Source organism: Dactylosporangium sp. CA-233914 (genome assembly GCF_050942935.1).
Classification (GTDB): Bacteria; Actinomycetota; Actinomycetes; order Mycobacteriales; family Micromonosporaceae; genus Dactylosporangium.
The window spans coordinates 8,707,981-8,730,916 of sequence record NZ_CP192030.1 but is presented as its reverse complement, the minus strand read 5'-3'; the positions used below and the strand labels follow the sequence as shown (position 1 = coordinate 8,730,916).

22 protein-coding genes are annotated in these 22,936 nt (G+C 71.2%); 15 read left to right on the top strand and 7 right to left on the bottom strand.

Going from position 1 to position 22,936, the window contains the following annotated elements; all coding sequences use genetic code 11:
• Nucleotides 1-16: 16 nt before the first annotated feature.
• A complete protein-coding gene (locus tag ACQPY0_RS39020) occupies nt 17-232 on the top strand; it encodes a hypothetical protein (protein WP_432972691.1) in 216 nt (71 codons plus the stop codon).
• Nucleotides 233-533: 301 nt separating this feature from the next.
• On the opposite strand, the gene ACQPY0_RS39015 is transcribed toward ACQPY0_RS39020, so the two are convergent.
• Complete coding sequence (locus tag ACQPY0_RS39015) at nt 534-1,358, bottom strand: TetR/AcrR family transcriptional regulator (protein ID WP_432972688.1); 825 nt, start codon at nt 1,356-1,358, stop codon at nt 534-536.
• A 92-nt stretch (nt 1,359-1,450) separates the two neighbouring features.
• Here ACQPY0_RS39015 and ACQPY0_RS39010 point away from each other — a divergent pair, with 92 nt between their 5' ends.
• From ACQPY0_RS39010 to ACQPY0_RS39000, 3 genes are all read left to right on the top strand, one after another.
• Complete coding sequence (locus ACQPY0_RS39010) at nt 1,451-2,641, top strand: NADP-dependent oxidoreductase (protein WP_432972685.1); 1,191 nt, start codon at nt 1,451-1,453, stop codon at nt 2,639-2,641.
• Entirely contained in the window at nt 2,638-2,991 is a 354-nt protein-coding gene (locus ACQPY0_RS39005) for a DUF1304 domain-containing protein (RefSeq protein WP_432972682.1), read from the top strand. Before ACQPY0_RS39010 ends, ACQPY0_RS39005 begins: the two co-directional genes overlap by 4 nt.
• A 299-nt stretch (nt 2,992-3,290) precedes the next feature.
• A complete protein-coding gene (locus tag ACQPY0_RS39000; RefSeq protein ID WP_432972679.1) occupies nt 3,291-3,899 on the top strand; it encodes a class I SAM-dependent methyltransferase in 609 nt (202 codons plus the stop codon).
• Nucleotides 3,900-4,153: 254 nt separating this feature from the next.
• On the opposite strand, the gene ACQPY0_RS38995 is transcribed toward ACQPY0_RS39000, so the two are convergent.
• Nucleotides 4,154-5,194 (bottom strand): hypothetical protein, encoded by a 1,041-nt coding sequence (locus tag ACQPY0_RS38995; RefSeq protein ID WP_432972676.1) that lies wholly within the window; start codon nt 5,192-5,194, stop codon nt 4,154-4,156.
• Nucleotides 5,195-5,330: 136 nt separating this feature from the next.
• Between ACQPY0_RS38995 and ACQPY0_RS38990 the strand changes: the two genes are divergently transcribed.
• From ACQPY0_RS38990 to ACQPY0_RS38975, 4 genes are all read left to right on the top strand, one after another.
• Nucleotides 5,331-8,078, top strand: a complete 2,748-nt coding sequence (locus ACQPY0_RS38990) for a cellulose binding domain-containing protein (protein ID WP_432972673.1) — start codon at nt 5,331-5,333, stop codon at nt 8,076-8,078.
• A gap of 71 nt (nt 8,079-8,149) precedes the next feature.
• Nucleotides 8,150-8,881 carry a peptidylprolyl isomerase gene (locus tag ACQPY0_RS38985; RefSeq protein ID WP_432972670.1) on the top strand — a complete coding sequence of 244 codons (732 nt, stop codon included), beginning with the start codon at nt 8,150-8,152 and terminating at the stop codon, nt 8,879-8,881.
• A gap of 131 nt (nt 8,882-9,012) precedes the next feature.
• The gene (locus ACQPY0_RS38980; protein WP_432972667.1) at nt 9,013-9,684 is read left to right on the top strand and encodes a tyrosine-protein phosphatase; all 672 of its coding nucleotides are present in this window, start codon (nt 9,013-9,015) and stop codon (nt 9,682-9,684) included.
• A 25-nt stretch (nt 9,685-9,709) separates the two neighbouring features.
• Nucleotides 9,710-10,417 carry an HAD family hydrolase gene (locus ACQPY0_RS38975; RefSeq protein WP_432972664.1) on the top strand — a complete coding sequence of 236 codons (708 nt, stop codon included), beginning with the start codon at nt 9,710-9,712 and terminating at the stop codon, nt 10,415-10,417.
• Here the strand turns inward: ACQPY0_RS38975 and ACQPY0_RS38970 are convergent.
• Nucleotides 10,409-11,296: a GIY-YIG nuclease family protein gene (locus ACQPY0_RS38970; RefSeq protein WP_432995536.1), complete on the bottom strand. Its 888-nt coding sequence runs from the start codon at nt 11,294-11,296 to the stop codon at nt 10,409-10,411. The genes ACQPY0_RS38975 and ACQPY0_RS38970 overlap by 9 nt on opposite strands.
• Nucleotides 11,297-11,421: 125 nt before the next feature.
• On the opposite strand from ACQPY0_RS38970, the gene ACQPY0_RS38965 reads away from it, so the two are divergent.
• On the top strand, nt 11,422-11,583 hold the full coding sequence (locus ACQPY0_RS38965; RefSeq protein WP_432972661.1) for a hypothetical protein: 162 nt from the start codon (nt 11,422-11,424) through the stop codon (nt 11,581-11,583).
• A 20-nt stretch (nt 11,584-11,603) separates the two neighbouring features.
• A complete protein-coding gene (locus tag ACQPY0_RS38960; RefSeq protein WP_432972658.1) occupies nt 11,604-12,200 on the top strand; it encodes a hypothetical protein in 597 nt (198 codons plus the stop codon).
• A gap of 99 nt (nt 12,201-12,299) precedes the next feature.
• Here ACQPY0_RS38960 and ACQPY0_RS38955 read toward each other — a convergent pair whose 3' ends face one another.
• Both ACQPY0_RS38955 and ACQPY0_RS38950 read right to left on the bottom strand, forming a co-directional pair.
• A complete protein-coding gene (locus ACQPY0_RS38955) occupies nt 12,300-13,136 on the bottom strand; it encodes a M15 family metallopeptidase (RefSeq protein WP_432972655.1) in 837 nt (278 codons plus the stop codon).
• Nucleotides 13,137-13,419: 283 nt separating this feature from the next.
• The gene (locus ACQPY0_RS38950) at nt 13,420-14,841 is read right to left on the bottom strand and encodes a WGR domain-containing protein (protein WP_432972652.1); all 1,422 of its coding nucleotides are present in this window, start codon (nt 14,839-14,841) and stop codon (nt 13,420-13,422) included.
• A gap of 170 nt (nt 14,842-15,011) precedes the next feature.
• Between ACQPY0_RS38950 and ACQPY0_RS38945 the strand changes: the two genes are divergently transcribed.
• Genes ACQPY0_RS38945 through ACQPY0_RS38935 form a run of 3 tightly spaced genes read left to right on the top strand, consistent with a single transcriptional unit; the run spans nt 15,012 to nt 18,686 of the window.
• Entirely contained in the window at nt 15,012-16,754 is a 1,743-nt protein-coding gene (locus ACQPY0_RS38945) for a GTP-binding protein (RefSeq protein ID WP_432972649.1), read from the top strand.
• Nucleotides 16,742-17,659, top strand: coding sequence for a DUF389 domain-containing protein (locus ACQPY0_RS38940; protein ID WP_432972646.1), 918 nt, complete (start codon nt 16,742-16,744; stop codon nt 17,657-17,659). The genes ACQPY0_RS38945 and ACQPY0_RS38940 overlap by 13 nt, the downstream gene beginning before the upstream one ends.
• Nucleotides 17,652-18,686: a small ribosomal subunit Rsm22 family protein gene (locus tag ACQPY0_RS38935; RefSeq protein ID WP_432972643.1), complete on the top strand. Its 1,035-nt coding sequence runs from the start codon at nt 17,652-17,654 to the stop codon at nt 18,684-18,686. The genes ACQPY0_RS38940 and ACQPY0_RS38935 overlap by 8 nt, the downstream gene beginning before the upstream one ends.
• Here ACQPY0_RS38935 and tnpA read toward each other — a convergent pair.
• Complete coding sequence (gene tnpA, locus ACQPY0_RS38930; protein WP_432972640.1) at nt 18,646-19,077, bottom strand: IS200/IS605 family transposase; 432 nt, start codon at nt 19,075-19,077, stop codon at nt 18,646-18,648. The genes ACQPY0_RS38935 and tnpA overlap by 41 nt on opposite strands.
• A 23-nt stretch (nt 19,078-19,100) precedes the next feature.
• On the opposite strand from tnpA, the gene ACQPY0_RS38925 reads away from it, so the two are divergent.
• On the top strand, nt 19,101-20,252 hold the full coding sequence (locus tag ACQPY0_RS38925; protein WP_432972637.1) for an RNA-guided endonuclease InsQ/TnpB family protein: 1,152 nt from the start codon (nt 19,101-19,103) through the stop codon (nt 20,250-20,252).
• A 40-nt stretch (nt 20,253-20,292) separates the two neighbouring features.
• On the opposite strand, the gene ACQPY0_RS38920 is transcribed toward ACQPY0_RS38925, so the two are convergent.
• Complete coding sequence (locus tag ACQPY0_RS38920; protein ID WP_432972634.1) at nt 20,293-22,164, bottom strand: glycoside hydrolase family 9 protein; 1,872 nt, start codon at nt 22,162-22,164, stop codon at nt 20,293-20,295.
• A 215-nt stretch (nt 22,165-22,379) separates the two neighbouring features.
• On the opposite strand from ACQPY0_RS38920, the gene ACQPY0_RS38915 reads away from it, so the two are divergent.
• Complete coding sequence (locus ACQPY0_RS38915) at nt 22,380-22,898, top strand: SRPBCC family protein (RefSeq protein ID WP_432972631.1); 519 nt, start codon at nt 22,380-22,382, stop codon at nt 22,896-22,898.
• Nucleotides 22,899-22,936: the final 38 nt, after the last annotated feature.

Here is a 22,936-nt window from a genome sequence, read left to right as displayed (position 1 = left end):
GGGATATCCGAACCTTATGGCTAGGATTGATCACGCCAAGACTGATCACACCGGTGTTCCACGGGTCGACGAGGCCATCGACCTCGACACCATCCGGGACGAGGCCGAGCAGATCGCCGTGCCGGCGTTCGACTACATCGCGCAGCCGATCGACGCGGTCGTCGACGGCGTCCTCGGCCACGCGCACGAGGAGGACAGGGACTCCGAGAATACCCAGGTCCCGGAGGAGTAGCGCCCCGTCATGGGGCGCAGCTCGCCACGCGGCGCCAGCCCGACGAACGCCTCGAGGTAGGCGTCGCGGTCCGTCCGGCGCAACGAGCATCGGGCGAAAGGGCGGCCGACGCCGTGGACCCAGGCGGTGCGGCAGCGGTAAATCGCGCTCTTGAACGCGGTGCCAGCAGCTTGAGCCCCACGCTGCCGTGGTCCTGCGAGCGAACCCGTGCTCTACGGCCCTCTCCTGAGCACCGTGACCCCCCTCCCGGCGTCGCCCAGCCGTTCGTCGATCCACGCGACGATCTCGTCGTCGGTCTCGCTCATCGCGCGCCCTCATCAGCCGCAGCGTGCACCGCGCCGGCTCGCGTGCCCGGTTTCTGAGCCGGCCCCGCGCCGGCTCCCTGAGCGGTTCGCGCGTCGGGCCGTTCGGTTGTTTGCGCACCCGGCCCCTCGGTGGTTCGCGCGTCCGGTCCCTGGGCTGCTCGCGCGTCGGGCCGTTCGGTTGTTTGCGCACCCGGCCCCTCGGTGGTTCGCGCGTCCGGTCCCTGGGCTGCTCGCGCGTCCGGCGCCGGGTGGGGGAGCGGGTGGGCGCCCTGCGGCCGGAGCCCGTCGAAGATGATCGCCAGGTAGCGGCGCCACAGGTCCGGCGGTGCGCCGGGATGGTGACCGGCGACGTGGTTCGGCGCGCACATCAGCAGGAACAGGTCCGTGCCCGTCACGTCGTCGCGCAGCGCCCCTTCCTCGCGAGCCCGGTCGGCGAGCGCGTCGATGGTCTGCCGCAGCCGCTCCTGGACCCGTGACACCTCCGCGTTGCCCTCGTTCGCCCGGTGCAGGAACGACAGGTCGCGCTGCTGCCGCTGCTCGGCCGCCACCGTCATGAACTCCAGGAGCGCCGCGCCCGGATCCTCGGCCTCGCGCAGGTGGTCGCCCGCCTCGACAAGCACCTCGACCCGGTCGAGCACGATCGCCGCGATCAGGTCCTCCTTCGTTGCGAAGTGCCGGAACACCGTCCCCTTGCCGATCCCCGCCCGCCGCGCGATGTCCGCGATCGACGCCTCCAGGCCGCGCTCGGCGAACTCGTCGGCGGCGGCCGCGAGCAGCAGTCGTCGGTTCCGAGCGGCGTCGGCTCGCAGCGGTCGGCTCATGACCCCACCCTAGCACAACGCGACCGCTCGGTCCGGTTAATGTTGACCGGGCGGTCCGGATGGGATAACGTGACCGCATGGTCCGTTTGAACATGCAAGCTGTCGTTGCTCGCCGGTACGGCCCACCCGAGGACTACGAACTCGCCGAGATCCCGATCCCGCAGCCCGGCCCGGGCCAGATCCAGGTCCGCATAGACGCCGTGTCGCTGAACCCGGCCGACGTGCGCCTGGCCGCCGGCGACTTCCGGGCGACGGTGCACCTGCCGTTCCCGCACGTCCCGGGCAACGACTTCGCCGGCACCGTGACCGCCGTGGGTGAAGGCGTGACCGCCTTCACGGAGGGCGACGAGATCTTCGGTTTCGCCACTCCCCGCGCGCTGCGCCACATGGGCAGCTCGTCGCTGAGCACTGGCACGCTCGCCGAATACGCGGTCTTCGAGGCCGACACCCCGTTCCTCGCCCGGCGCCCCGCAGTCATCGACCCGTCTCAGGCGGCCGCCCTGCCAACGGTCGGCCTGGCGGCCCGCGCTCTGATGGCCACCGCGTCCACCGCCCCCGGCGACCACACCGATCCCAAACCGGGCGATCGCAAGCCAGGCACTGGCCGCGGACCCTCTACCGATGCCCGATCGGCCGTCGATCCCGGGTCCTCCACCAATCCCGGACCGAGCACTGATAGCGGACGCTCCATCGATTCTGGTCCGGCCACTGATCTCGGCCCCTCCACTGCTCTCGGACCCTCCACTGCTCTCGGACCCTCCACCCATCTCACGCCATCCACCTATCTCGGGCCGGGCACCCGTGTCCTGGTCGCCGGCGCCACCGGCGGCGTCGGCACCACGCTGCTGCCGCTCCTGGCGCGCACCGGCGCTCACGTCGTGGCGACCGCCCGCGACGGCGACGCCGACCTCGTGCGCGAGCTCGGCGCGTCCGAGGTGGTCGGCTATGACAGCTACCCGAGCGATGTCGACCTCGCCGTCAACCTGGTCCTGCCCGGCGACCGTCTGGATCCGCTGATCGCGGCCGTGCGCCCCGGTGGACGCCTGCTCACCATCACCTTTCCGCCGCCGCCCCCGCATGACAAGGTCGACGTCCGTCTGGTGCTCGACATGGAGGCCCGGTTCGGCGGGATGGCCGAGGTCGCGGCGGACGCCGAGGCGGGGCTGTTGCGGGCCCGGATCGCCGCGGAATACGAGTTCCCCGACGCCGTCCGCGCCCTCACGCATTTCGCGAGAAGGCACAAGAACGGGAAGCTGGTGGTGCGAGTACGCTCTCGCACGTGAAGATCGCCGCTGAAGTCCTGATCGGAGTCGTGGCCGCCCTGCACCTCTACTTCCTGGTGCTGGAGATGTTCCTCTGGACGGCCCCGCGCACCCGGGCGGCGTTCGGCACGACGGAGGAGTTCGCCAAGGCCAGCAAGGCACTGGCCGCGAACCAGGGCCTGTACAACGGCTTCCTGGTCGCCGGCCTCGTCTACGGCCTGATCGCCGACAGCCTCGCCTTCAAGGTGTTCTTCCTGATCTGCGTCATCGTCGCCGGCCTGTACGGCGCCGCGACCGCCAGCCGCCGGATCCTGCTGGTGCAGGCACTCCCCGGCGCCCTGGCCCTGGCCGCGGTTCTTCTGGCCCGCTGAGTAAGGCGGTCTGCCTGGCCTGCTGAGCCCGACCGGCCCCTGCCGGCAGGCTCGGCCCGCCTGACCGCCCAGGTTTAGACCAGCCGCGGGCGGTGGCGCGCTCGCCGTGGAACGCGAGGCCCGGTCCGGAAGCGACACGGGTTCGCGGATGTGCCGCGGCCCGCGGTTGCGTGCGCCGCGGCCCCGGCGGCGTGCTGGTCGGCGTGGTCGAGGTGTTGGCCGCGACGCCAGCCGACGCGCTTCCCGTGTTGGTCTTCGGGCCTGCTCTTGCCCAATCCGATCGGTCATATCATCCTGCGATGCAGATCGAGCAGGTTCGGCAGGCGTATGCGTCCGTCTCGGAGCTCTACATCGAGTTGTTCGGTTCGAGCCAGAAGGTCCACGCCGGCGATCTGGGCTTCATTGGACGGCATCTGGCGGGCCGGCCTGGCCCGGTGCTCGATTTGGGCTGTGGGCCCGGCCATATCACCGGGCACCTTCGCTCGCTAGGCGTCGATGCGACGGGAATCGACATGGTCCCCGAGTTCATCGCGCATGCGCGGGCGGCCCATCCGGACGGTAGGTACCAACTCGGGTCGATGGAAGACCTCGATGTTGCCGACCACTCGATCGCCGGCATTCTGGCCTGGTTCTCGTTGATCCATCTACCGCCGCAAAGGATCGACGGCGTGCTCGCCAAGTTTCGGCGGGCAATGGCCCCGGCCGGAATGCTGGTGCTCGGTGTCTTCGACGGTGACGAGGTGGCTGCCTTCGACCACAAGGTCGTGACCGCCTATCGCTGGCCCGTGGACGAGCTCGTCGAGCGGCTGGCGCTCGCCGGATTCGCGGAGGTCGAGCGTCTGCGGCGGCCCAGCGAGGGCACGCACCGGCCGTACGCCGCCGTCGCGGCAATTGCCGTCGAAGCATGAGTTGAGCCGCGGCGGGCGGCTTGTGATGGTGTGGTGAAGAGGGGCCGCCGGGGCGGGCCTATATTGACGCGCGTGCGGCTTCTCGTGGCGGGGGCCTGTTCGGTGGATGTGTTCGAGCCGGGCGTTCCCGACGTGAAGTCCGCGCATGTCGATCCCATGGTGGACGTTGTGGCGCACGTCTGGGCTGGGCACGTCGGCGGGGCCACGTTCCCGTTCGCCGAGGGCGGGCCTGCCGGGCGGTCACCGAGGACTATCTATCGAAGGTCGACTGAGCGCCATGTGCCGTTCTCGGCCCACCAGACCACCCCGGCCTTGACGGCGCAGACGCCGGCGTTGGGGGTCAGGGTCTGGTCGGTGGAGGTCTGCAGGTCGTACGCGATGAGGGCCGTCTTGTCGTCGCGGTATGCGGTGAAGAGCTCGTAGCGGCCGGCCACGGCGTTGTCGACGGTCACCGCGACCAGGTCGCCCGGGATGCGGCGGCGGGCCGTGCCGTCGGGGTGGCGGGCGTCGAAGAGGAACTTCTCGCCGGCGGTCACCATCGAGCGGCACCAGGCCGGCGTGCAGACCACCGACTCGGCGGCGGCCTTCGTGACCGTGCGACGCTCGCCGGTCTGCGGGTTGGCCAGGACCAGCGGCGCGGCGTCGTCGACGCTGAGCAGCCACGGCCACGTCGTGTGGCGGAAGCGGCCCTCGAACGGGACCGTGGTGACCGGGCCGCCGGTGACGGCGACGCTGCGCAGCTCGGTGCGCGGGGCGTCGTCGGGGGTGGCGGCGATCCAGTGGACGCGGCCGTCGGCGACCACGAGGTCGTACTCCGAGTCGAAGAACACGGCGGCGCCGGTGTCGGCGGTGAGCGAGGCGGGCGGGGCGCTGCCGTCCAGCGGGGTGCGCCACAGCCGGGTCTCGTAGGCGCCGTCCGGTAACGCCGCGGACTCGGCCCAGTAGGCGAAGCCGCCGGCCGCGGTGAAGCCCAGGAACTGCGCGTAGCTGGACTTCGGCAGCCGGCTCAGCTCGCGGTCGCCGGACGGGGAGCGCAACAGCAGGCGGTCCGCGGAGTCGTCCGGCGTCGGCGCGGTACCGATGGAGAGGGAAGCATCGGCGAAGAACAACGGGGTGTAGTCGGACCCGTCGGCCAGCTTGGCGCTCACCGACGCCGCCGCGGCGAGCGACGGGGCGGCGGCCGGCGCCGGCGCGGAGGACGGCGGGGGAGCCGGGGCGCGGTGGACGGTCGCCAGCAGGACGCCGCCGGCGGTCAGGGCAACCCCGAGGGCGATGAGCGGGCGCACGTTCTTCACCGCCGCACCGTAACGGGTGTTGAATACGATTTTCAAAACGCAGCGCCGTGAGAGTTTCACACTGTCGAAGCGCTTGACCTGCCGCCGACCTGGGGTGGCGTTGACCCCGGACAGTGACCGATCACACCATCCGCGCATGCGAAACAGATCGAAGAGGCTCAGCGCCTGTGCCGTGGCGGCCGTGGCGGTCGCGGCCATCGGCGTCGCCGTCCAGACCGCCGTGCGGCCCGCGGAGGCCGCTGCCGCCGACCCGTACGCGTTCAAGAACGTGCAGATCGAGGGTGGCGGCTTCGTGCCGGGCATCATCTTCAACCAGTCGCAGTCCGGGCTGGTGTACGCCCGGACCGACATCGGCGGGGCCTACCGCCTCGACACCTCCACCAACCGCTGGGTCCCGCTGCTCGACTGGGTCGGGCAGGACAACTGGGGCTACAACGGCGTCGCCAGCCTCGCCACCGACTCCGTCGACCCCAACAAGGTGTACGTGGCCGCCGGCATGTACACCAACAGCTGGGACCCGAACAACGGCGCGATCCTGCGCTCGTCGGACAAGGGCGCCACCTGGCAGACCAGCCCGCTGCCGTTCAAGATCGGCGGTAACATGCCCGGCCGGGGCATGGGTGAGCGCCTGGCCATCGACCCGAACAAGAACTCGATCCTGTACCTCGGCGCGCCCAGCGGCAACGGGCTGTGGCGCAGCACCGACTCCGGCGTCACCTGGTCCAAGGTCACCGCCTTCCCGAACCCGGGCAACTACGCGCAGGACCCGAGCGACCCCAACGGGTACCTGACCGACAACCAGGGCGTCATCTGGGTGACGTTCGACAAGCGCACGGGCACGGCCGGCAACACCACGCAGACCATCTACGTCGGCGTGGCCGACAAGCAGAACACGGTGTACCGCAGCACCGACGGCGGCACCACGTGGTCGCGGCTGGCCGGGCAGCCGACCGGGTACATCGCCCACAAGGGCGTGCTCGACACCTCCGGCGGTTACCTGTACCTCGCCACGAGCGACACCGGCGGCCCGTACGACGGCGGCAAGGGCGACGTGTGGAAGTACAACACCGCCACCGGCGCCTGGACGCAGATCAGCCCGATCCTGTCCAGCAGCACCGACGACTACTTCGGCTACAGCGGCCTGACCATCGACCGCCAGCACCCGAACACCATCATGGTCGGCACGCAGGTGTCGTGGTGGCCGGACGCCATCTTCTTCCGCAGCACCGACGGCGGCGCGACCTGGACCCGGATCTGGGACTGGACGAGCTACCCGAGCCGCAGCTTCCGGTACAAGATGGACATCACCCGCTCGCCGTGGCTCGACTTCGGCACCAACCCCCAGCCGCCGGAGGTCACCCCGAAACTCGGCTGGATGAACGAGTCGATCGAGATCGACCCGTTCAACTCGAACCGTTTCATGTACGGCACCGGCGCCACGATCTACGGCAGCACGGACCTGACCACCTGGGACACCGGCGGCCAGATCACCATCAAGCCGATGGCCCCGGGCCTGGAGGAGACCGCCGTCCTCGACCTGATCAGCCCGCCGACGGGCGCCCCGCTGATCTCGGCGCTCGGCGACATCGGCGGATTCCGCCACACCAACCTCGATGCCGTACCGCCGGCGATGTTCAAGTCCCCGACGTTCACGTCCACGACGAGCCTGGACTACGCCGAGCTCAACCCGAGCGTCATCGTCCGCGCGGGCAACTTCACCGACTCGGACCGCCCCAGCGACAGCCACGCGGCGTTCTCCACCGACGGCGGCGCGAACTGGTTCCAGGGCAACGAGCCGGGCGGCATCAACGAGGGCGGCACCATCGCGGCGAACGCCGACGGCTCCCGGTTCCTGTGGGCGCCGAAGAACAGCGCCGTGGTGTACTCCGTCGGCTACGGCAACAGCTGGACGCAGTCCAGCGGCATCCCGCAGAACGCGATCGTCGAGTCCGACCGGGTCGACCCGAACACGTTCTACGGGTACTCCGGCGGCTCGTTCTACGTCAGCCACAACGGCGGCGCCAGCTTCACCACCGCCGCGACCGGCCTGCCGAGCACCGCGAAGTTCAAGGCCGTGGCCGGCGCGACCGGCGAGATCTGGCTGGCCGGCGACACCGGCGGCCTCTTCCGCTCGACCAACGGCGGCACGTCGTTCACCAAGCTCACCACGGCGACGGCGGCCAAGGCGGTCGGCTTCGGCAAGGCGGCCCCGGGCCGTACCAACCCGGCGGTGTTCATCGTCGGGCAGGTCGACGGCAAGAACGGCGTCTTCCGCTCCGACGACGCCGGCGCCAGCTGGCTGCGGGTGAACGACGACGCGCACCAGTACGGCAACATCGGCGAGACCATCACCGGTGACCCGAGGATCTTCGGCCGCGTCTACCTGGGCACCAACGGCCGCGGCATCATCTACGGCGACCGGACCGGCCCGCAGCCCTCGTACTCGGTGTCGCCGTCGGCGTCCGGCTCCCGTTCGCCGTCCGCCTCCGCTTCTGCCTCTGCCTCCGCCTCGCCCTCGCGGTCGGCGTCGGCCTCCGCGTCGCCGTCGGCTCCGGCCGGGGCATGCAACGTGGCGTACAGCGTGACGGGTTCATGGGGCGGCGGCTTCCAGGCCGCGGTGAAGATCACCAACAACTCGTCCACCGCCGTCAACGGCTGGACGCTGAAGTGGACCTTCGCCAACGGCCAGACGATCACCCAGATCTGGGGCGGCGTGAACTCCCAGTCCGGGGCGAACGTGACCGTCACCAACGCCGACTACACCAAGACCATCGCCGCGAACGGCGGATCGGTGGACTTCGGCTTCCTCGGCAGCTGGAACAACTCGACGAACGCGAAGCCGACCGCGTTCACACTCAACACGACCACCTGCTCGGTAAGCTGATTCTCCGAAACGCCGGCCCCTGCGACGCCAACCGCAGGGGCCGGCGTTTCACTCTGCCGTAGGGTGTGGTCGTGACTTTCCGCCGCGCCACCGTTACTCTCTCGGCCCTCGTCCTGCTCCTTGCCGGCTGCTCCGCCAGCAAGAGCGTCACCACCACACCCCTGCATGGCCGGGCCCTTGGCGCCTCGTCCGCCTCGTCCTCGTCCTCGTCGTCCTCGTCCGGCCGCTGCGCGTACACCCCGCCCGCAGCCGACGCGAACGCCGGCGCGGCCACGAAGGACGTCGGAACCCCGCCGGCGGCGGCGCGCGCGGCCAAGGCGACGATGCGGATCACCACCAACCTCGGCCCGATCGAGATCGCCCTGGACGGGGTCAAGGCGCCCTGCGCGACGGGAAGCTTCGCGTTCCTCGCCGGAAAGCACTTCTTCGACAACAGCAAGTGCCACCGGCTCACCACGTCCGGAATCTGGGTCCTGCAGTGCGGCGACCCGTCCGGCACCGGGTACGGCGGCCCGTCGTACCGTTACGACACCGAGAACACGGGCGCGCCGTACAGCCGCGGCACGGTCGCCGTCGCCAACGCGGGCACGCCGAGCACGAGCGGCAGCCAGTTCTTCTTCAACTACAAGGACAACCCGCAGATCTCGCCGGACTACACGATGCTCGGCACGGTGACGACGGGCATGGACGTCGTCGACAAGGTGGCCGCGGGCGGCATCACGGCCGACGACCCGAACGGCGCCGGCGGCGGCCCCCCGAAGACGGAGATCGTTCTACAGTCCGTCACGGTTTCTTACTCGTAGTGAGCTGGCGCGCTGAGATTTGGACGCGTCGGGTAAGGTAGTGAGTCTAGAACGGCACGGCCCACGGACACCCGTGCCGCTCTGGCCCCGCGTTCGTTGGCGTGGTGGCCGCGGTCGATAGGCTGGCGGCCATGGGTTCTCCCGAGCGCCGCCGGCTGGACTGGCCCGACCTGCGCAACGCACGCGACGCGGGCGGCCTGCCCACGACCGGCGGCGGCACGATCCGGGCGCGGGCGCTCGTGCGGTCCGACTCGACGCACCGGCTCGCCGCCGAAGGGCTCGCCGCGCTGCGCGAGCACGGCGTGCGCCGCGTCATCGACCTGCGCGGCGCGGACGAGGTCGCGTTCTGGCCCAGCGTGCTGGCCGACGACGAGGCCTATCGGCTGCTGCCCTTCGTCGATCCCGTCGATGACCCCGCCAAGGACCTGCCGGACCTGGCGCCGATGGCCGAGATGTACGGGCTCAGCATCATCGGCAACGCTCCGCACGTCGCCGCCGCGATCGCCGCCGTCGCCGATGCGCCGGACGGGGCGGTGCTCGTACACTGCGCCGCCGGGCAGGACCGGACCGGGATGCTCGTCGCGCTGCTACTGCGGGTCGCGGGCGTGCCCGACGAGCTGATCGCCGAGGACTACGCGTACTCGGCCGTGTGCTGGCAGCGGCCGGGGGAGTGCGAGCCGGCCTCGATTCTCGCCGCGCTGGAGCTCCTCGACGAGCGGTTCGGCGGCGTCGAGGCGTACCTGCGCGCGCACGGCGTCACGGAGGCGCAGCTCGACGCCCTGCGTGCGCGGCTGGTCGCGTGACGCGGCCGGAGCCGGTGGCCGGCTGATGCGCGCGGTCGTCTTCGACTTCTTCGGCACGCTCACCGATCCCGGCATCGAGGGCGGTCGGCGCGACGCGGCCGCCGTCACCGCCGCCGCGCTCGGGGTGCCCGCCGCGGCGTTCTGGGCGGCGATGGTCGCCTCGTTCACCGAGCGCATCACCGGCGTACACGGCGGCACCCGCGACGTGCTGCGCGAGATGGCCCGCCGCTGCGGCGTCGAGCCGGGCGAAGTGCGCCTCGACGCCGCCGTCGAGGCGCACCACCACGGTTCGGTGCCGCTGTGGAAGCCCCGCCCCGGCGCGCTCGAGCTGCTCGCGGCGCTGCGCGGGCGCGGGCTGCGCCTCGCGGTGCTCAGCGACTGCGGCGCCGAGCTGTGCCAGGGCTGGGCCGGCACGCCGTACGCCCCGCTCGTCGATGCGACCGTCTTCTCGTGGCAGGAGGGAACCCGCAAGCCCGACCCGCGGCTGTACGCGGCGGCCGCCGAACGGCTGCGGACCGCTGCGGACGAGTGCTGGTACGTCGGGGACGGCGGCAGCCGCGAGCACCAGGGCGCGCTCGCCGCCGGCATGCGGCCCGTGCTGGTCACCAACGCCGGGTATCCGGGCGCGGGCCGGCACCGCGACGACCCGGACCCGTACGTCCCCGCGGACCTGATCGACGATCTCCCGCAGCTGCTGGCGCTGACGAACGCCTGGGACCGCCGCCTACAGTAGGCCGGCGGCCAGCCGCGCGTTGCGTTCGGCGAACTCGCGCCAATCGGCCGGGGTCGCGGCCAGGTAACGCTTCGCGCGCTCCGGCGGGCACGGGCGCTGCGTCCACTCGTCGAGGTGGCCGTCGCGCACCCGGAACAGCACCAGTACCCCGTCCGCCCAGCCGGCCGCGCGCAGGTCGGCCGGCTCCAGGGCCGCGACCCGCTGCGGGCTCGCGATCCAGTCCAGCGCCTCGAGCTCCTCCTGGATCTGGGCGGCCAGCTCGAACGAGAGGTTCTCCGACGCCCGGTCCCGCAGCGCGACGAGATCGGCCCGGGCCGCGGCGAGGGCGTCGGGGTCGCGGCCCAGGATCGCCGCCACGGACGCGGACAGCGCCTCGCGGTCGTCCGGCGTGATGCCACGCTTGGCCGCCATCTCGCGCTCCGCGCCGGTCAGCCGGGCCGCGGTGTAGGCCAGGGGGCGGATGCGGTGCAGGCCGGAGAGGGCGGCGCGGCCGCGGGTGCCGCCGAGGTACGGGCCGAAGCAGCCGGGCATCGGGGAGTACGACAACCGCAGCCCCGGCGTGTCCGGCCCCGGGTCGAGTCCGATGTGGACGACCGACTCCTGGCCGTCGCGGGCGCGGTTCCAGCGGGGTTTGCGCCGCTTGAGCAGGTTGCGCTCCAGCCACGCGGCCTCGTGCACCGACTCGCAGGCCACCGCCTCGACCGTGTGCACGAGCGGCATCATCCGGCGCAGCCGCGGCCGGTCGCGCAGATCGGACCAGTATGACGCCACCCGCGCCCGCAGCTGCGAGGCCCGGCCGATGTAGAGGATGCGGCCCTCGGCATCGCGGAAGCGGTACACGCCAGGCGTGTACGGCAGGCGGCGGGCACCCTCGGGCATGGACACGCTTTGTAGTATGCGCCGCCCGCGGTCCTCGCCGTTTCGGCCTCTGGGCCGCCCCGGTGGGGCTACTTTGGTGTTGGAGTACACCAATGCAACACGCGGGGGCAAGGTCAACTACATCAATGACGCTGAAAAAGACTCTGCAGTACGGCATCATCGCCTTCCTCATCTGGTTCGTCGCGTTCCGCCCGGACGCCGCGGCGCGGGTCGCCCGCGAGATCGTCACCTTCATCGCTCAGCTCGGCGTCGGTTTCGGCGACTTCTTCACCAAGGTGATCAGCTGACCCGGCGGTAGGGTCGGGGAGTGCACTTCTGCCAGCGCTGCGACGACCCGATCGTCATGGCACCGCGCGGCGACGAGGCCGTGTGCCCGGACTGCGGTCACGCCGAGCCGGCCCGCCGCCTGCCGCTGTTCGTCGTCACCGGCGCGGCCGGCTCCGGCAAGACCACGATCTTCCCGTACCTGGTCGCGGCGCTGCCGGACTGCCTCGTCTTCGACGCCGACTGGCTGATCGGCCCGTTCGAGCGCGCCTGCGAGTTCGGCGAGGTCGACTGGCCCGCCCTGCGCGACGCCTGGCTGAGCGTCGCGCACGGCGCGGCCCAGAGCGGCCGGCACACGGTACTGCTGGCACCCTTCACCCCGGACCAGCTCGACGAGCTCGCCGGCCGGCGCTGGATCGACGGCGCGCACTTCGCCGTGCTCGACTGCGCCGACGACGTGCGCACCGCCCGGCTCGAGGCCCGCTCCCGGTGGCGCGAGCGGGCGATCGAGCGCCACCTGGCCTTCGCCGCCCACCTGCGCGCCACCATCGACCCGGTGGTGCGCACCGACGACGCCGACCCGGCCGAGTCGGCCGCCCGCGTCGCGGCCTGGGTCAGCAGCCGTGCCGTGCCAAGCTGAGGACAGCGGCACGAGGCTGGGGCGTCGGAGCGTCCTGGGCCCGGTCACACGACGGGGACGGTGCGGCGCATCGGCCCGAGGTGCGGCGGCCGCCGTACGTCAGGCGACCGGGAAGTTGTAGTACGTGTCCGGGAACGGCTCGTGGTCGAGGGTGTAGTGCCACCACTCCTTCGGGTAGTTCGTGAAGCCGCCGGCGGACATGAGGCCGGTAAGTAGCGCCCGGTTGTCGCGCTGTGCCGCGCTCACGCCCGTCGCCGCCGTGTGCGCCAGCGGGTCGAAGCAGTCGAAGCCGGTACCCATATCGATGGTGTTGTCCGGGAACCGCCGGCCCGCCGGGGCGGTGCACGACACCAGCGGGTCGTCCGCGCGATACGCCGGCTGCGTGCGTGCCGGCATCGCCACCAGCGTCAGGTCGAGCGTGCTGCCCCGGCTGTGCGCGGTGGGCCCGCCGATGTAGCCGTCGTCGAAGAGCGCGGACTTGTCGACCTGCGGGTAGAACTCGTCCTTCATGCGCTGATCGGCGTCGCCGGACCAGCGGATGAAGTCGTCGACCGCCTGCTGGGGACGGTAGCAGTCGTACACCTTGAGGCTGTACCCGCGCGCCAGGGCGCTCTGCTGCACGCGGTGCAGCGCCTCGGCCGCCTGGCGGGTGAGCAGGCAGCGCGGCCGCAGGTATCCGGTGACCGGCCGGCCGACGAAGTTGTGCGGGGTGGCGTACCGGATGTCGGACAGGATGCTACTGTCCACATCGGACAGTGTCACGAAGCCGGCCGGAAGCGGCGCGAGCGACGCGGACGGGCTCGGTGCCGGCACCGGCGACGACGATCCCGCGGCGGCGGGGGCCGTGGCGGAGGCGGACGGCGGTGGCGCGGACCGAGCCGGGCCACCACACGCGGCCAGCAGCAGGCAGGCCATCACGGCGATCAGCAGGCGCACGCCCGGATTATTCGGCGTGCGCGCCGGTCGATGCGGTGCCGGGCGCCGCGCGTGCCACCCGGCGGACGGCCAGGCCCGCCACCTGGGTCCTTCACCCGGCCCGGCGGGCCGCCCCCTTCGCCGCTCGCGAAGGCCTCGACGATCCCGTCGGACGCGGTCGCGCTGTCGAAACCTGCAGCGGCATCACGAGCCGCTGGCCGCGGCCGCGCGTCAGCATGCCGGGACCGTGCGGGGCTTGCGGGGCCGGGGAAGGAGATGCCCCGGCCCCGGAAGGGAGCGGAGCTCAGGCCAGGCGGCGGATGTCGCCCAGCGCGCGGTAGAAGCCGCCGCGGGAGGCCTCGCGGATCTCCGAGACCAGGTAGCGGGCGTTGGGCTCGCGGATGCCCTTCGGGAACTGGACCTGCCAGTCCTGGTGGTAGCCCTCGCTCACCACGCGGATGCGCAGCCGGGAGCCTTCCTGCACGCACTCGACCACGATGCCGTCGGTCGCGTCGTGGGCGACCTCGACCGTCGTCGACGGGGCCACGCGGCTCATCTGGGCGGGGGCCTTCACGTCGACGAAGTCGGGCACGACGCCCTGCTCGGCGGCGCGGACCGCCTCCTCGCTCGCGTCGATGCACGCCAGGGAGCCGTCGGTGGTGACGATGTAGAGCTTCTCGTCGTGATACTGCATCGAGTAGGCGCTGCCGCAGCCGGTGCCGAGCTTCCACAGGCGGGTGCCGTCGGCGGCGAAGCAGTAGACCGACGAGCGGTGGTCGCCGGCGAAGACGTAGCGGCCGTCGGAAGAGGTGGCGTTGGAGAAGATGGTGTCGTCGCAGCGGTAGGTGATGCCCTTGGCGCCGGACTTCGTGAACTGCTGGACCGCGTTGGAGGACAGGCCCGCGTAGACGGAGTCGGACTCCTGCCAGCCGAAGAGGACCGCACCAGTGGTCGGCTGGTGCCACAGCTCGGCGCCGGTGCGCCAGTCGTAGCTGGTCACGCCCCGGTAGTGGCCCTGGTAGACGGCGGTGGCGTCGCAGCGGACCATCCAGCCGGCGGCGCCGCGGCCCTGCTTGCGCCAGAGGAACTCGTCCTCGTGGTCGATGCTGCACACGCCGCCCTGGGCGTCGGAGACGCCGAGGATGCCGTCGTGGATGTCCAGCCAGTAGATGTCGATGTCGGGCGCGATCGCGTAGGCCAGGCGCGGAACCTTGCCGGACAGGTCGTAGACGTTGCCGTCGTCGCAGCCGGCGTAGATCCAGGCGTCGTCGGCGACGATGCACTTCACGCCGTCGGGGAGCTGGAACTGCCGCTCGACCGTGGCGTCGTGGCGCAGGACGGTGATCGCGCCGCTCTCGTTGCCGACCATGCACACGTCGTTGTCGACGAAGATGCCGTAGGCGGGCGCGCCCGAGCGGTATTTCCACAGCACCGGCGCGGTCTTCGCGGTCGAGCGCTGGCTCACCATCTGGCGGCGGGTCACCGAGCGCGCCGCCCGCTGGCCGGCGACCGCCGGGGCGTAGCCCTTACGGACCTTCTCGCCGATCTTCTTCGCGGCGTCGGCCTGGGCCTTCGCCTCGTCGGCGTAGGTCTTCGTCTGGGTCTGCCCGGCGTCGCCGATGCGTCCGTATCGGACCGACATCTGGTTGCCGTCGACGGTGACCTCGTAGAACTTGTGCGCGCTCCCGGTGTCCTCGGACAGCTCCAGATACGTCGTCTGCGACATCGCGCGAACCTTTCTCGTCTTGAGGGGGTCGGCGTCAGCGTAGCGACGGGGTACGACAGAAAATTCAGGTACATTCGCATCGTCAGGTCATCGAGCACGAGGAGGGGTCATGCGAGTTCGTGTCACGTCCCGGCCGCTGTCCACCTCGCCTCTGAAGGACCTGACCCGTCTTGAGCATCCTCAACCTCGGCATCGTCGCGCACGTCGACGCCGGTAAGACCAGCCTGACCGAGCGCCTCCTGTTCGACGCCGGCGCGATCGAGCGCCTCGGCAGCGTCGATGCCGGCAGCACCCAGACCGACACGCTGGAGCAGGAGCGCCGCCGCGGCATCACCATCAAGACCGCCGTCGCCACGTTCGGCATCGGTACGCTCACCGTCAACCTCATCGACACGCCCGGCCACCCCGACTTCATCGCCGAGGTGGAGCGGGCCCTGCGCGTGCTCGACGGCGCCGTGCTCGTCGTCTCGGCCGTCGAGGGCGTGCAGGCCCAGACCCGGTTGCTGCTGCGCACGCTGCGCCGCCTGCGGGTGCCGACGCTCGTGTTCGTCAACAAGACCGACCGGGCCGGAGCCGACCCCGACCGCGTGATCGGGCAGATCGGCGACGCCGTGCCGATGTGGCGCGACTGCGCGGAGGCCCTGGCCGACCACGACGGCGCGGCCTTGGCCGCATACATCAATAATCGGGCATATCCCGAAAAAACTGTAAGGAATCTCACGGCAAAGAACGTCATCCTGCCCGCGTACAAGGGCTCCGCCATCACCGGCGAAGGCATGGCCGAACTCACGCGAGGCATCGCCGAGAACCTGCCGAAGGCGAAGCGCAACGCCGGCGCAGCCCTCCGCGCCACCGTATTCAAGGTCGACCGGGATCACGCCGCTTACGTCCGCGTATTCGAGGGCACACTGCGGGTCCGCCACCGAATCGGCGAGGAGAAGGTGACGGCGATCGACGACGGTCGAAGGGAACACATCGGACCGGGCGAGATCGGCAAGGTGTACGGCCTGAGAGCGGTACGAATCGGCGACACGCTCGGAACCGGCAAACGCGTCGAACCGGTCTTCGCCCCGCCGACCATGCAGGCCACGGTCGAGCCGGTGGACCGCGGACAACGCAGCGACCTGCACCGGGCCCTGACCCGCCTGGCGGAACAGGACCCGCTGATCAACCTCCGCCTCGACGAGGAGCGCCAGGAGCTCAAGGTCTCGCTGTACGGCGAGGTCCAGAAGGAGGTCATCCGCGACACGCTCAAGGAGGAGTACGACCTCGAGGTCACCTTCGGCGAGACCGTCACGCTGCTGCTGGAACGCCCCGCCGGCACGGCGCGGGCCGGCGCGGTCCGGGGCCGCGACGGCAACCCCCACCTGGCGACCCTGGAACTGCGGGTCGAACCCGGCGAGGGCATCGACGTGCGGGTCGCGGTGCCGCTGGAGCACATCCCGATGTACGTGTACAAGACCGCCCAGGCCTTCCGCGACGCGATCGAGCGCTACGTCCGCGACGCCTTCGCCCGCGGCGGCCTGCACGGCTGGGACGTCAGCGACGCCCGGGTCACGGTCACGCGGTGCGGGTACCAATCCCCGGTCACCACCGCCGCGGACTACCGCCGCCTCGTCCCCGAGCTGCTCGGACGGGCCCTGCGCGAGGCCGGCACGGTGGTGTGCGAGCCGGTGCGGCGCTTCGCGATCGAGGGCCCGGCGGACGCGCTCACGGCCACGCTCGGCGCGTTGCCGAGGTTCGGCGCGGTCCCGGAGCCGCCGGACGTCGCCGGGGCGAGGTTCACCGTCGGCGGCACGGTCCCGGCGGCCCGCCTGGCCGAGCTGGAGCGGGCGCTGCCGGGCCTGACCCACGGGGAGGGCACGGTGGAGGCCGGGTTCGATGGGTACAAAATGATCGGGTGCTGCACTTGAGGTTGATCAGCCCGCCCGCCGATACCGAGCGCGTCGTCGGGCTGCTGAAGGACGAGGCCGGGGCCACCAACGTCGTCGTGCTGGCGGGCGCGGCGCGGCAACCGGCCGGCGATGTCGTGCTCGCCGACGTGGTGCGCGAGGCCGGCAGCCCGGTCCTCGCCGCGCTGCGCGGCCTCGGCCTCCACGAGCGCGGCTCGATCGCCATCGAGCACGTCGACGTGGCCCTGTCCCGCACCGCCGAGCGCGCCGCCGACGCCGTGCCGGGCCTGGGCGGGGACGCGGTGGTGTGGGACGAGATCGAGCACAAGACCGGCGAGGAGACCGAGCTGTCGGGCACGTTCCTGGCGATGCTCGCGATCGCCACCGTCATCGCCGGCATCGGGGTCCTGCTCGACCAGCCGATCCTCATCGTCGGCGCGATGGTCGTCGGTCCCGAGTTCGGGCCGCTGGCGGCGCTGTGCGTCGGGATCGTGCGCGGCCGCGGCCGCTCGATCCGCCGGGCGCTGCTCGCGCTCGGCGTCGGCTTCCCGGTCGGGATCGTGCTGACCATCCTCACCACGCTCGGGCTGGACGCGCTCGGCCTGGTCGACGAGGGGATGCTGCTGCGGGAGCGGCCGCTGACCGACTTCATCTGGCGGCCCGACGCGCTGTCGTGGGTGGTCGGGTTCTTCGCCGGCATCGCCGGGATGCTGTCGCTGACCTCGGCGAAGGCCGGGCCGCTGATCGGCGTGCTGATCTCGGTGACGACCGTGCCGGCGGCGGCCAACATCGCGGTCGCGCTGGCCTACGGGGTGCCGCACGAGGCCGGCGGCTCCGCCCTGCAGCTGCTGATCAACCTGGCCGCGATCGTCGTCGCCGGCGTCGCGACGCTGCTCGTGCTGCGACGGTTGTGGCGGCATGCCTGAGCTGCGGGAGGCGCTCGACGAGGCGCTGGCGGATGTGCCGCCGGCCCGGCTGGCGGAGTCGGTGCAGCGGCTCATCGCCGACTACCGCGGCGGCCGCCCCGCCGACGAGCCGCTGCTGCGCGGCATGGTGGACGCGACGGCCTACGCGGCGTACCGCATGCCGGCCACCCACGCCGCGGTGACCGCCGCGCTCGGGCAGCTGTCGCCGATCGCCCCGCGCAGCCACACCGATCTCGGCGGCGGCACCGGCGCGGCGGCCTGGGCGGTCCGCGACGTCTACGGCCCGATCCCGGCCACGGTGCTGGACCAGGTGCCGGAGGTGCTCAAGCTCGGCGAGCGCATCGCCAGGCGCGAGGGGTTCCGGTGGCAGCCGTGGCGGCTCGGCGAGCCGGTGCCCGCCGCCGACCTCGTCACCGCCTCCTACATCCTGACCGAGCTGGACGAGCAGCGGCAGCGGGAGCTGGTGGCCGCGGCGAGCGAGGCGGCGGCCGTGGCCGTGGTGCTGATCGAGCCCGGGACGCCGCCGGGGTACCGCCGGATGCTCGCCGCCCGCGACCAGCTGATCGAGGCCGGCTGGCACATCGCCGCCCCGTGCCCGCACCAGCTGGGGTGCGGGATGCGGGGCCGGGACTGGTGCCACTTCGCCGCCCGGGTCAACCGCTCGGCGCTGCACCGGCGCCTCAAGGACGCGAGCCTGGGCTACGAGGACGAGAAGTACACCTTCGTCGCCGCGGTCCGCGACGCCGCGCCGGCGCCGGGCCGGATCGTGCGGCATCCCGCGTTCCGCAAGGGGCTCGTCACCCTGCAGGTCTGCCACGGCGACACCGGCGTCGGGCCGGTGCTGGTGTCCAAGCGGGAGGGGCCGCGCTACAAGGCGGCCCGGGACGCGGAATGGGGCGACGGATGGCCGCCGCCCCACTCCACTGTGGATTTTCAGCAGTTGGTACGGCGGGAACCCCGGCCCTTCAGGGCCGGGAGGAACGCCGTCACGGACCGGGACGTTTCTGGTTTTCGATGTACTCCTTGACCACTGCGAGGGGCGCGCCGCCGCATGACCCGGCGAAGTACGACGGCGACCACAGGTGTTCGCCCCACAGGTACTTGCGCAGGTGTCCGGCGAACTCCTGCCGCAGGTAGCGGGAGGACACGCCTTTGAGGGAGTTGACGAGCTTTGACAGGGCGACGCTCGGCGGGTAGTGGACCAGCAGGTGGACGTGGTCGTCTTCGCCGTTGAACTCGCGCAGTTCGGCGCCGAAGTCGCGGCAGACGTCGGCCATGATCTCCTGGCAGCGGGTGAGGATCGGGTCGGTGAGTGCGCCGCGCCGGTACTTCGTGGTGAAGACCAAGTGCGCATGCAGGTTGTGCACGACCGAGCGACCCCGACGCACATCCGGGTCTGGGGTCCATCGAGGTGACATAGACCAAATGGTACGATGGTGGTGTGAAGCTGGTCGTACAGGTGAAGCTCCTGCCGACGTCTGAACAGGCGGCGGCGCTGGAGACGAGCCTGCGCGCCTGCAACGCCGCAGCCTCGGACGTGGCCGTGCTGGCGCGGGACGTTCGCTGCTACCGCAACTACGACCTGCGGCGGCACACCTACCACGACGTCAAGGACGGCTATGCGCTCGGTGCGCAGGCCGCCCAGCACGTCATCAAGAAGGTCGCCGACGCCTACAAGACCCTCGCGGCGAACATCAAGGCGGGGAACCTCGGCAAGCCCGGGTCGAAGCGCCGCCGTGCCGCCGAGTCGAACCCGATCAGCTTCCGCTGGGATGCCGCGCAGCCGTACGACGCGCGGATGCTGTCGTGGCAGCACGACGCCCGCACCGTCTCCATCTGGACCATCAACGGGCGACTCAAGACGATGGCGTTCACCGGCTCCCCGAACCAGGTCAAGGCGGTCGCCGCCCACCCGATCGGTGAGTCCGACCTTGTGCACCGCGACGGCATGTGGTTCCTCTACGCCACCGTCGAGATCCCCGACCCGGAGCTGCTCGACCCGACCGGGTTCCTCGGTGTTGACATGGGCATCGTCAACATCGCCTACGACTCCGACGGCACCCGCTACGCAGGCACGAAGCTCAACGGCTACCGTCGCCGTCAGCAGCGGCTCAGGACGCGGTTGCAGGCCAAGGACACCAAGTCGGCGAAGCGGCTGCTGACCCGCCGCCGCAAGAAGGAAGCGCGGCACGCCGCGAACGTCAATCATCGCATCGCCAAGCGCATCGTGACCGAGGCTGCACGCACCGGCCGCGGGATCGCCGTCGAGAAGCTGACGGGGATCCGCGACCGGGTCCGGCTGAAAAAGCCCCAACGGGTCACGCTGCACTCGTGGGCGTTCCACCAACTCGGCGAGTTCCTTGTCTACAAGGCCCGCCGGGCGGGTGTACCGCTGGTCGAAGTCGACCCCCGGTACACCTCCCAGACCTGCGCAGCCTGCGGGTATCGGGACAAACGGAACCGCCCTGACCAGGAAGCGTTCAACTGTCGATCGTGCGGGGTCGTTGCCCACGCCGATCACAATGCGGCCCTCAACATCGCTGCACGCGGTGTCGTGGGCTGGGGCGCAGTCAATCGCCCACACGCGGCCTGACCTTGCAGCCAGCAAGGCAGTGATCCGCAAGCCCGCCCATTCATGGGCGGGTAGTTGACGTCTGATCGGCCACGAACGACGAGATCCACGCCAGGGAGGCGTTCCAGTTGATGGTCAGCTCGTTGGTCGACCAGGACTGGATGTCGTCCATGTAGCACAGCTGCGGCTTGCAGCCCTTCAGGGCGGCGCTGGCGACCTCGTCCTGCAGGTTCGAGTTCGGGCCGCCGGCGAGGGTGCCGCGCGGCGGGTTCGGCAGCTTCGGGTCGAGCTGGTGGGCGTACCAGCGGCTGTGCTGGTTCTTGGACGCCTTCTCGCCGTAGCCGGTGACGTAGGACTGGTTCAGCGCGTTGCGGCCGAGGATGTAGTCCATGCCCGACTCCACGCCGTCGCGGTACTTCGCCTTGCCGGTGAGGTCGAACGCGGTGGCGACCACGGCGAGGTTGTTGAGGATCATGCTGTTGGAGGCCCAGTCGTAGCCGGCGTTCGGCGCGTACGGCTGGCCGTACGCCTGGCCGTCCATGGTCTTGAGGTACCGCTCGGCGCCGTCGACGACGGACTGCCGCACCCGGTCGCGGTCCGTGAGCTTGCTGTCGACCGTGGCGAGGTCGAGCCGGCCCAGGGCCGCCGTGTTCTGCCAGTCGAACGGCGCGGCGAAGACGTCGGCCTTGTGCAGCGGGGAGCTCGTGACGGCCGTGGCGTACTGCTGCTCGCCGGTGGTGAGGAACAGCTCCGCGGCGGCCCAGTAGAACTCGTCGGTGACGTTGGTGTCGCCGTAGGCGCCGCCGCCGGTGGAGTCGGAGTCCGGCGCGTACATGCTCGGGTGCGCGAGCGCCGCCGCGTACGCGGTCTTCGCGACGTTGAGCAGCTTCTGCGCGTACGCCTTGTCGTAGGATTCGAACACGCGGGCGCCCTGGGCCGCCGCGGCGGCCAGGTTCAGGGTCGCGGCGGTCGACGGGGCGTGCAGCTGCCGCTGCTGGGTGTCGGCGGCCGGGTCGGTCGGCAGCCCGGTCCAGCCGGCGTCGTGCACCTTGTGGTGGGCCATGCCGGCCAGCGGCTGCCCGGCCGGGACCTGCATCTTCGTGAGGAAGTCGAGCTCCCAGCGGGCCTCGTCGAGCACGTCAGGAGTCTTGCCGCCCTGCTCGGGCAGGCGCAGGGCGCGGGCCTGCGACGCCTTCGGGGAGCGCTCGTAGATGCTCATGAGCTGGGCGACGGAGATGCCGCCGTTGACGACGTACTTGCCCTGGTCGCCGGCGTCGTACCAGCCGCCGGTGACGTCGAGGGTGTAGTCGCAGGCGCCGTTGACGCACGGGACCTTGCTGTCGCCGCCGCCCGGTGTGTCGGCGGTGTGACCGGCCTTGCGCCCGTAGCCGGGTGCGATGTTGTTGTCGATGGCGATGCCGCTGCGCTGGAGGTAGAAGAACGACAGCGAGTCGACGCTGAGCTGGCGGTACGCCAACGGATCGAGGTCGAAGGGGACGCTGGCCTTGCCGTCGACCTCGAGGGTGTAGGTGTGGCCCGTGCCGTGGTAGGAGCTGAAGTCCACGACGTGCGTGTTCTGCCCGGAGCTCGGGTCCATGCCCCGGGGCTGGGACTCGCCCGCGGCGACGACCTTGCCGGCGTTGTCCTTGAGCTGCCACGGCAGCGGCGTCGTCGAGTCGGAGATGACGGTGGCACGCTTCGGGCCGTCGGGCAGGTAGCCGACCTGGTTCACGCGCACCGGCGTGTCGGGGATGTGGTCCGGGGTGGCCGGGAAGGCGTACGCGCTGTCGGCGCCGCCGGTGCCGGGCACGCCGGGCACGTGGCCGTCACGGCCCGAGAAGACGATCGGCAGCGTGATGGCGGGCACGGCAATGATCGCCGCCACGGCCGCCAGGCGGGCGCGCCGGGAGAACGGGAGGGCAGGCAGGCGCACGAGGCTCCTTCCGGTCGGGGCAAAAGGGGGGAATACGGGGTGATTGCGGTGTGTTCCGGCGAACCTAGCGGCCGACAAGCCGCGTGAAAAGGACATAACGTCCCTGATGTGACCTGGGCCACACTGGAGGGCGCGGGTTGGCACAAACGCTCCTACGACTGGCGTACGCCATCGGTGCCGTATATTCCTTGGCAGGCATATAGCGAGGAGGGGACATGTTTGATCCCGGTCCGGCCGCCGAGGTCGCCTACACCGCCGCAAAGGACGGTCGCTGGACGCTGCGCTTCGTCCGCGATCTGCGACACCCGCCGGAGCGCGTCTGGCGGATGCTGACCGAGCCCGAGGCGCTCGCGCGCTGGGCGCCCTACACCGCCGACCGCCCGCTGGAGCGGACCGGGCCCGCGGTGCTGTCGATGATCGACGGGGAGACCCCGCATCCGCTGCCCGCCGAGATCCTTGCGGTGCGGCCGCCGAGGCTGCTGGAGTACACCTGGGGAGAAGATCGTCTTCGCTGGGAGCTGGAGCCCAGTGGCGACGCGACCCGCCTGACGCTGTGGCACACGCTCGCCGACCGCGACTTCGTGCCCAAGGTCGCCGCCGGCTGGCACCAGTGCGTGCGGGTCATGCAGCTCGACCTCGACGGCACGCCGCACCCGCCGGTCCGCGGTCAGGGCGCGCTCGCCTACGGATGGGCGGAGCTGGAGGAGTCGTACCGCAAGACGCTCGACCTGTAGCGACGCCGCAGCTCAGACGCTCTACACGACAGGTATAC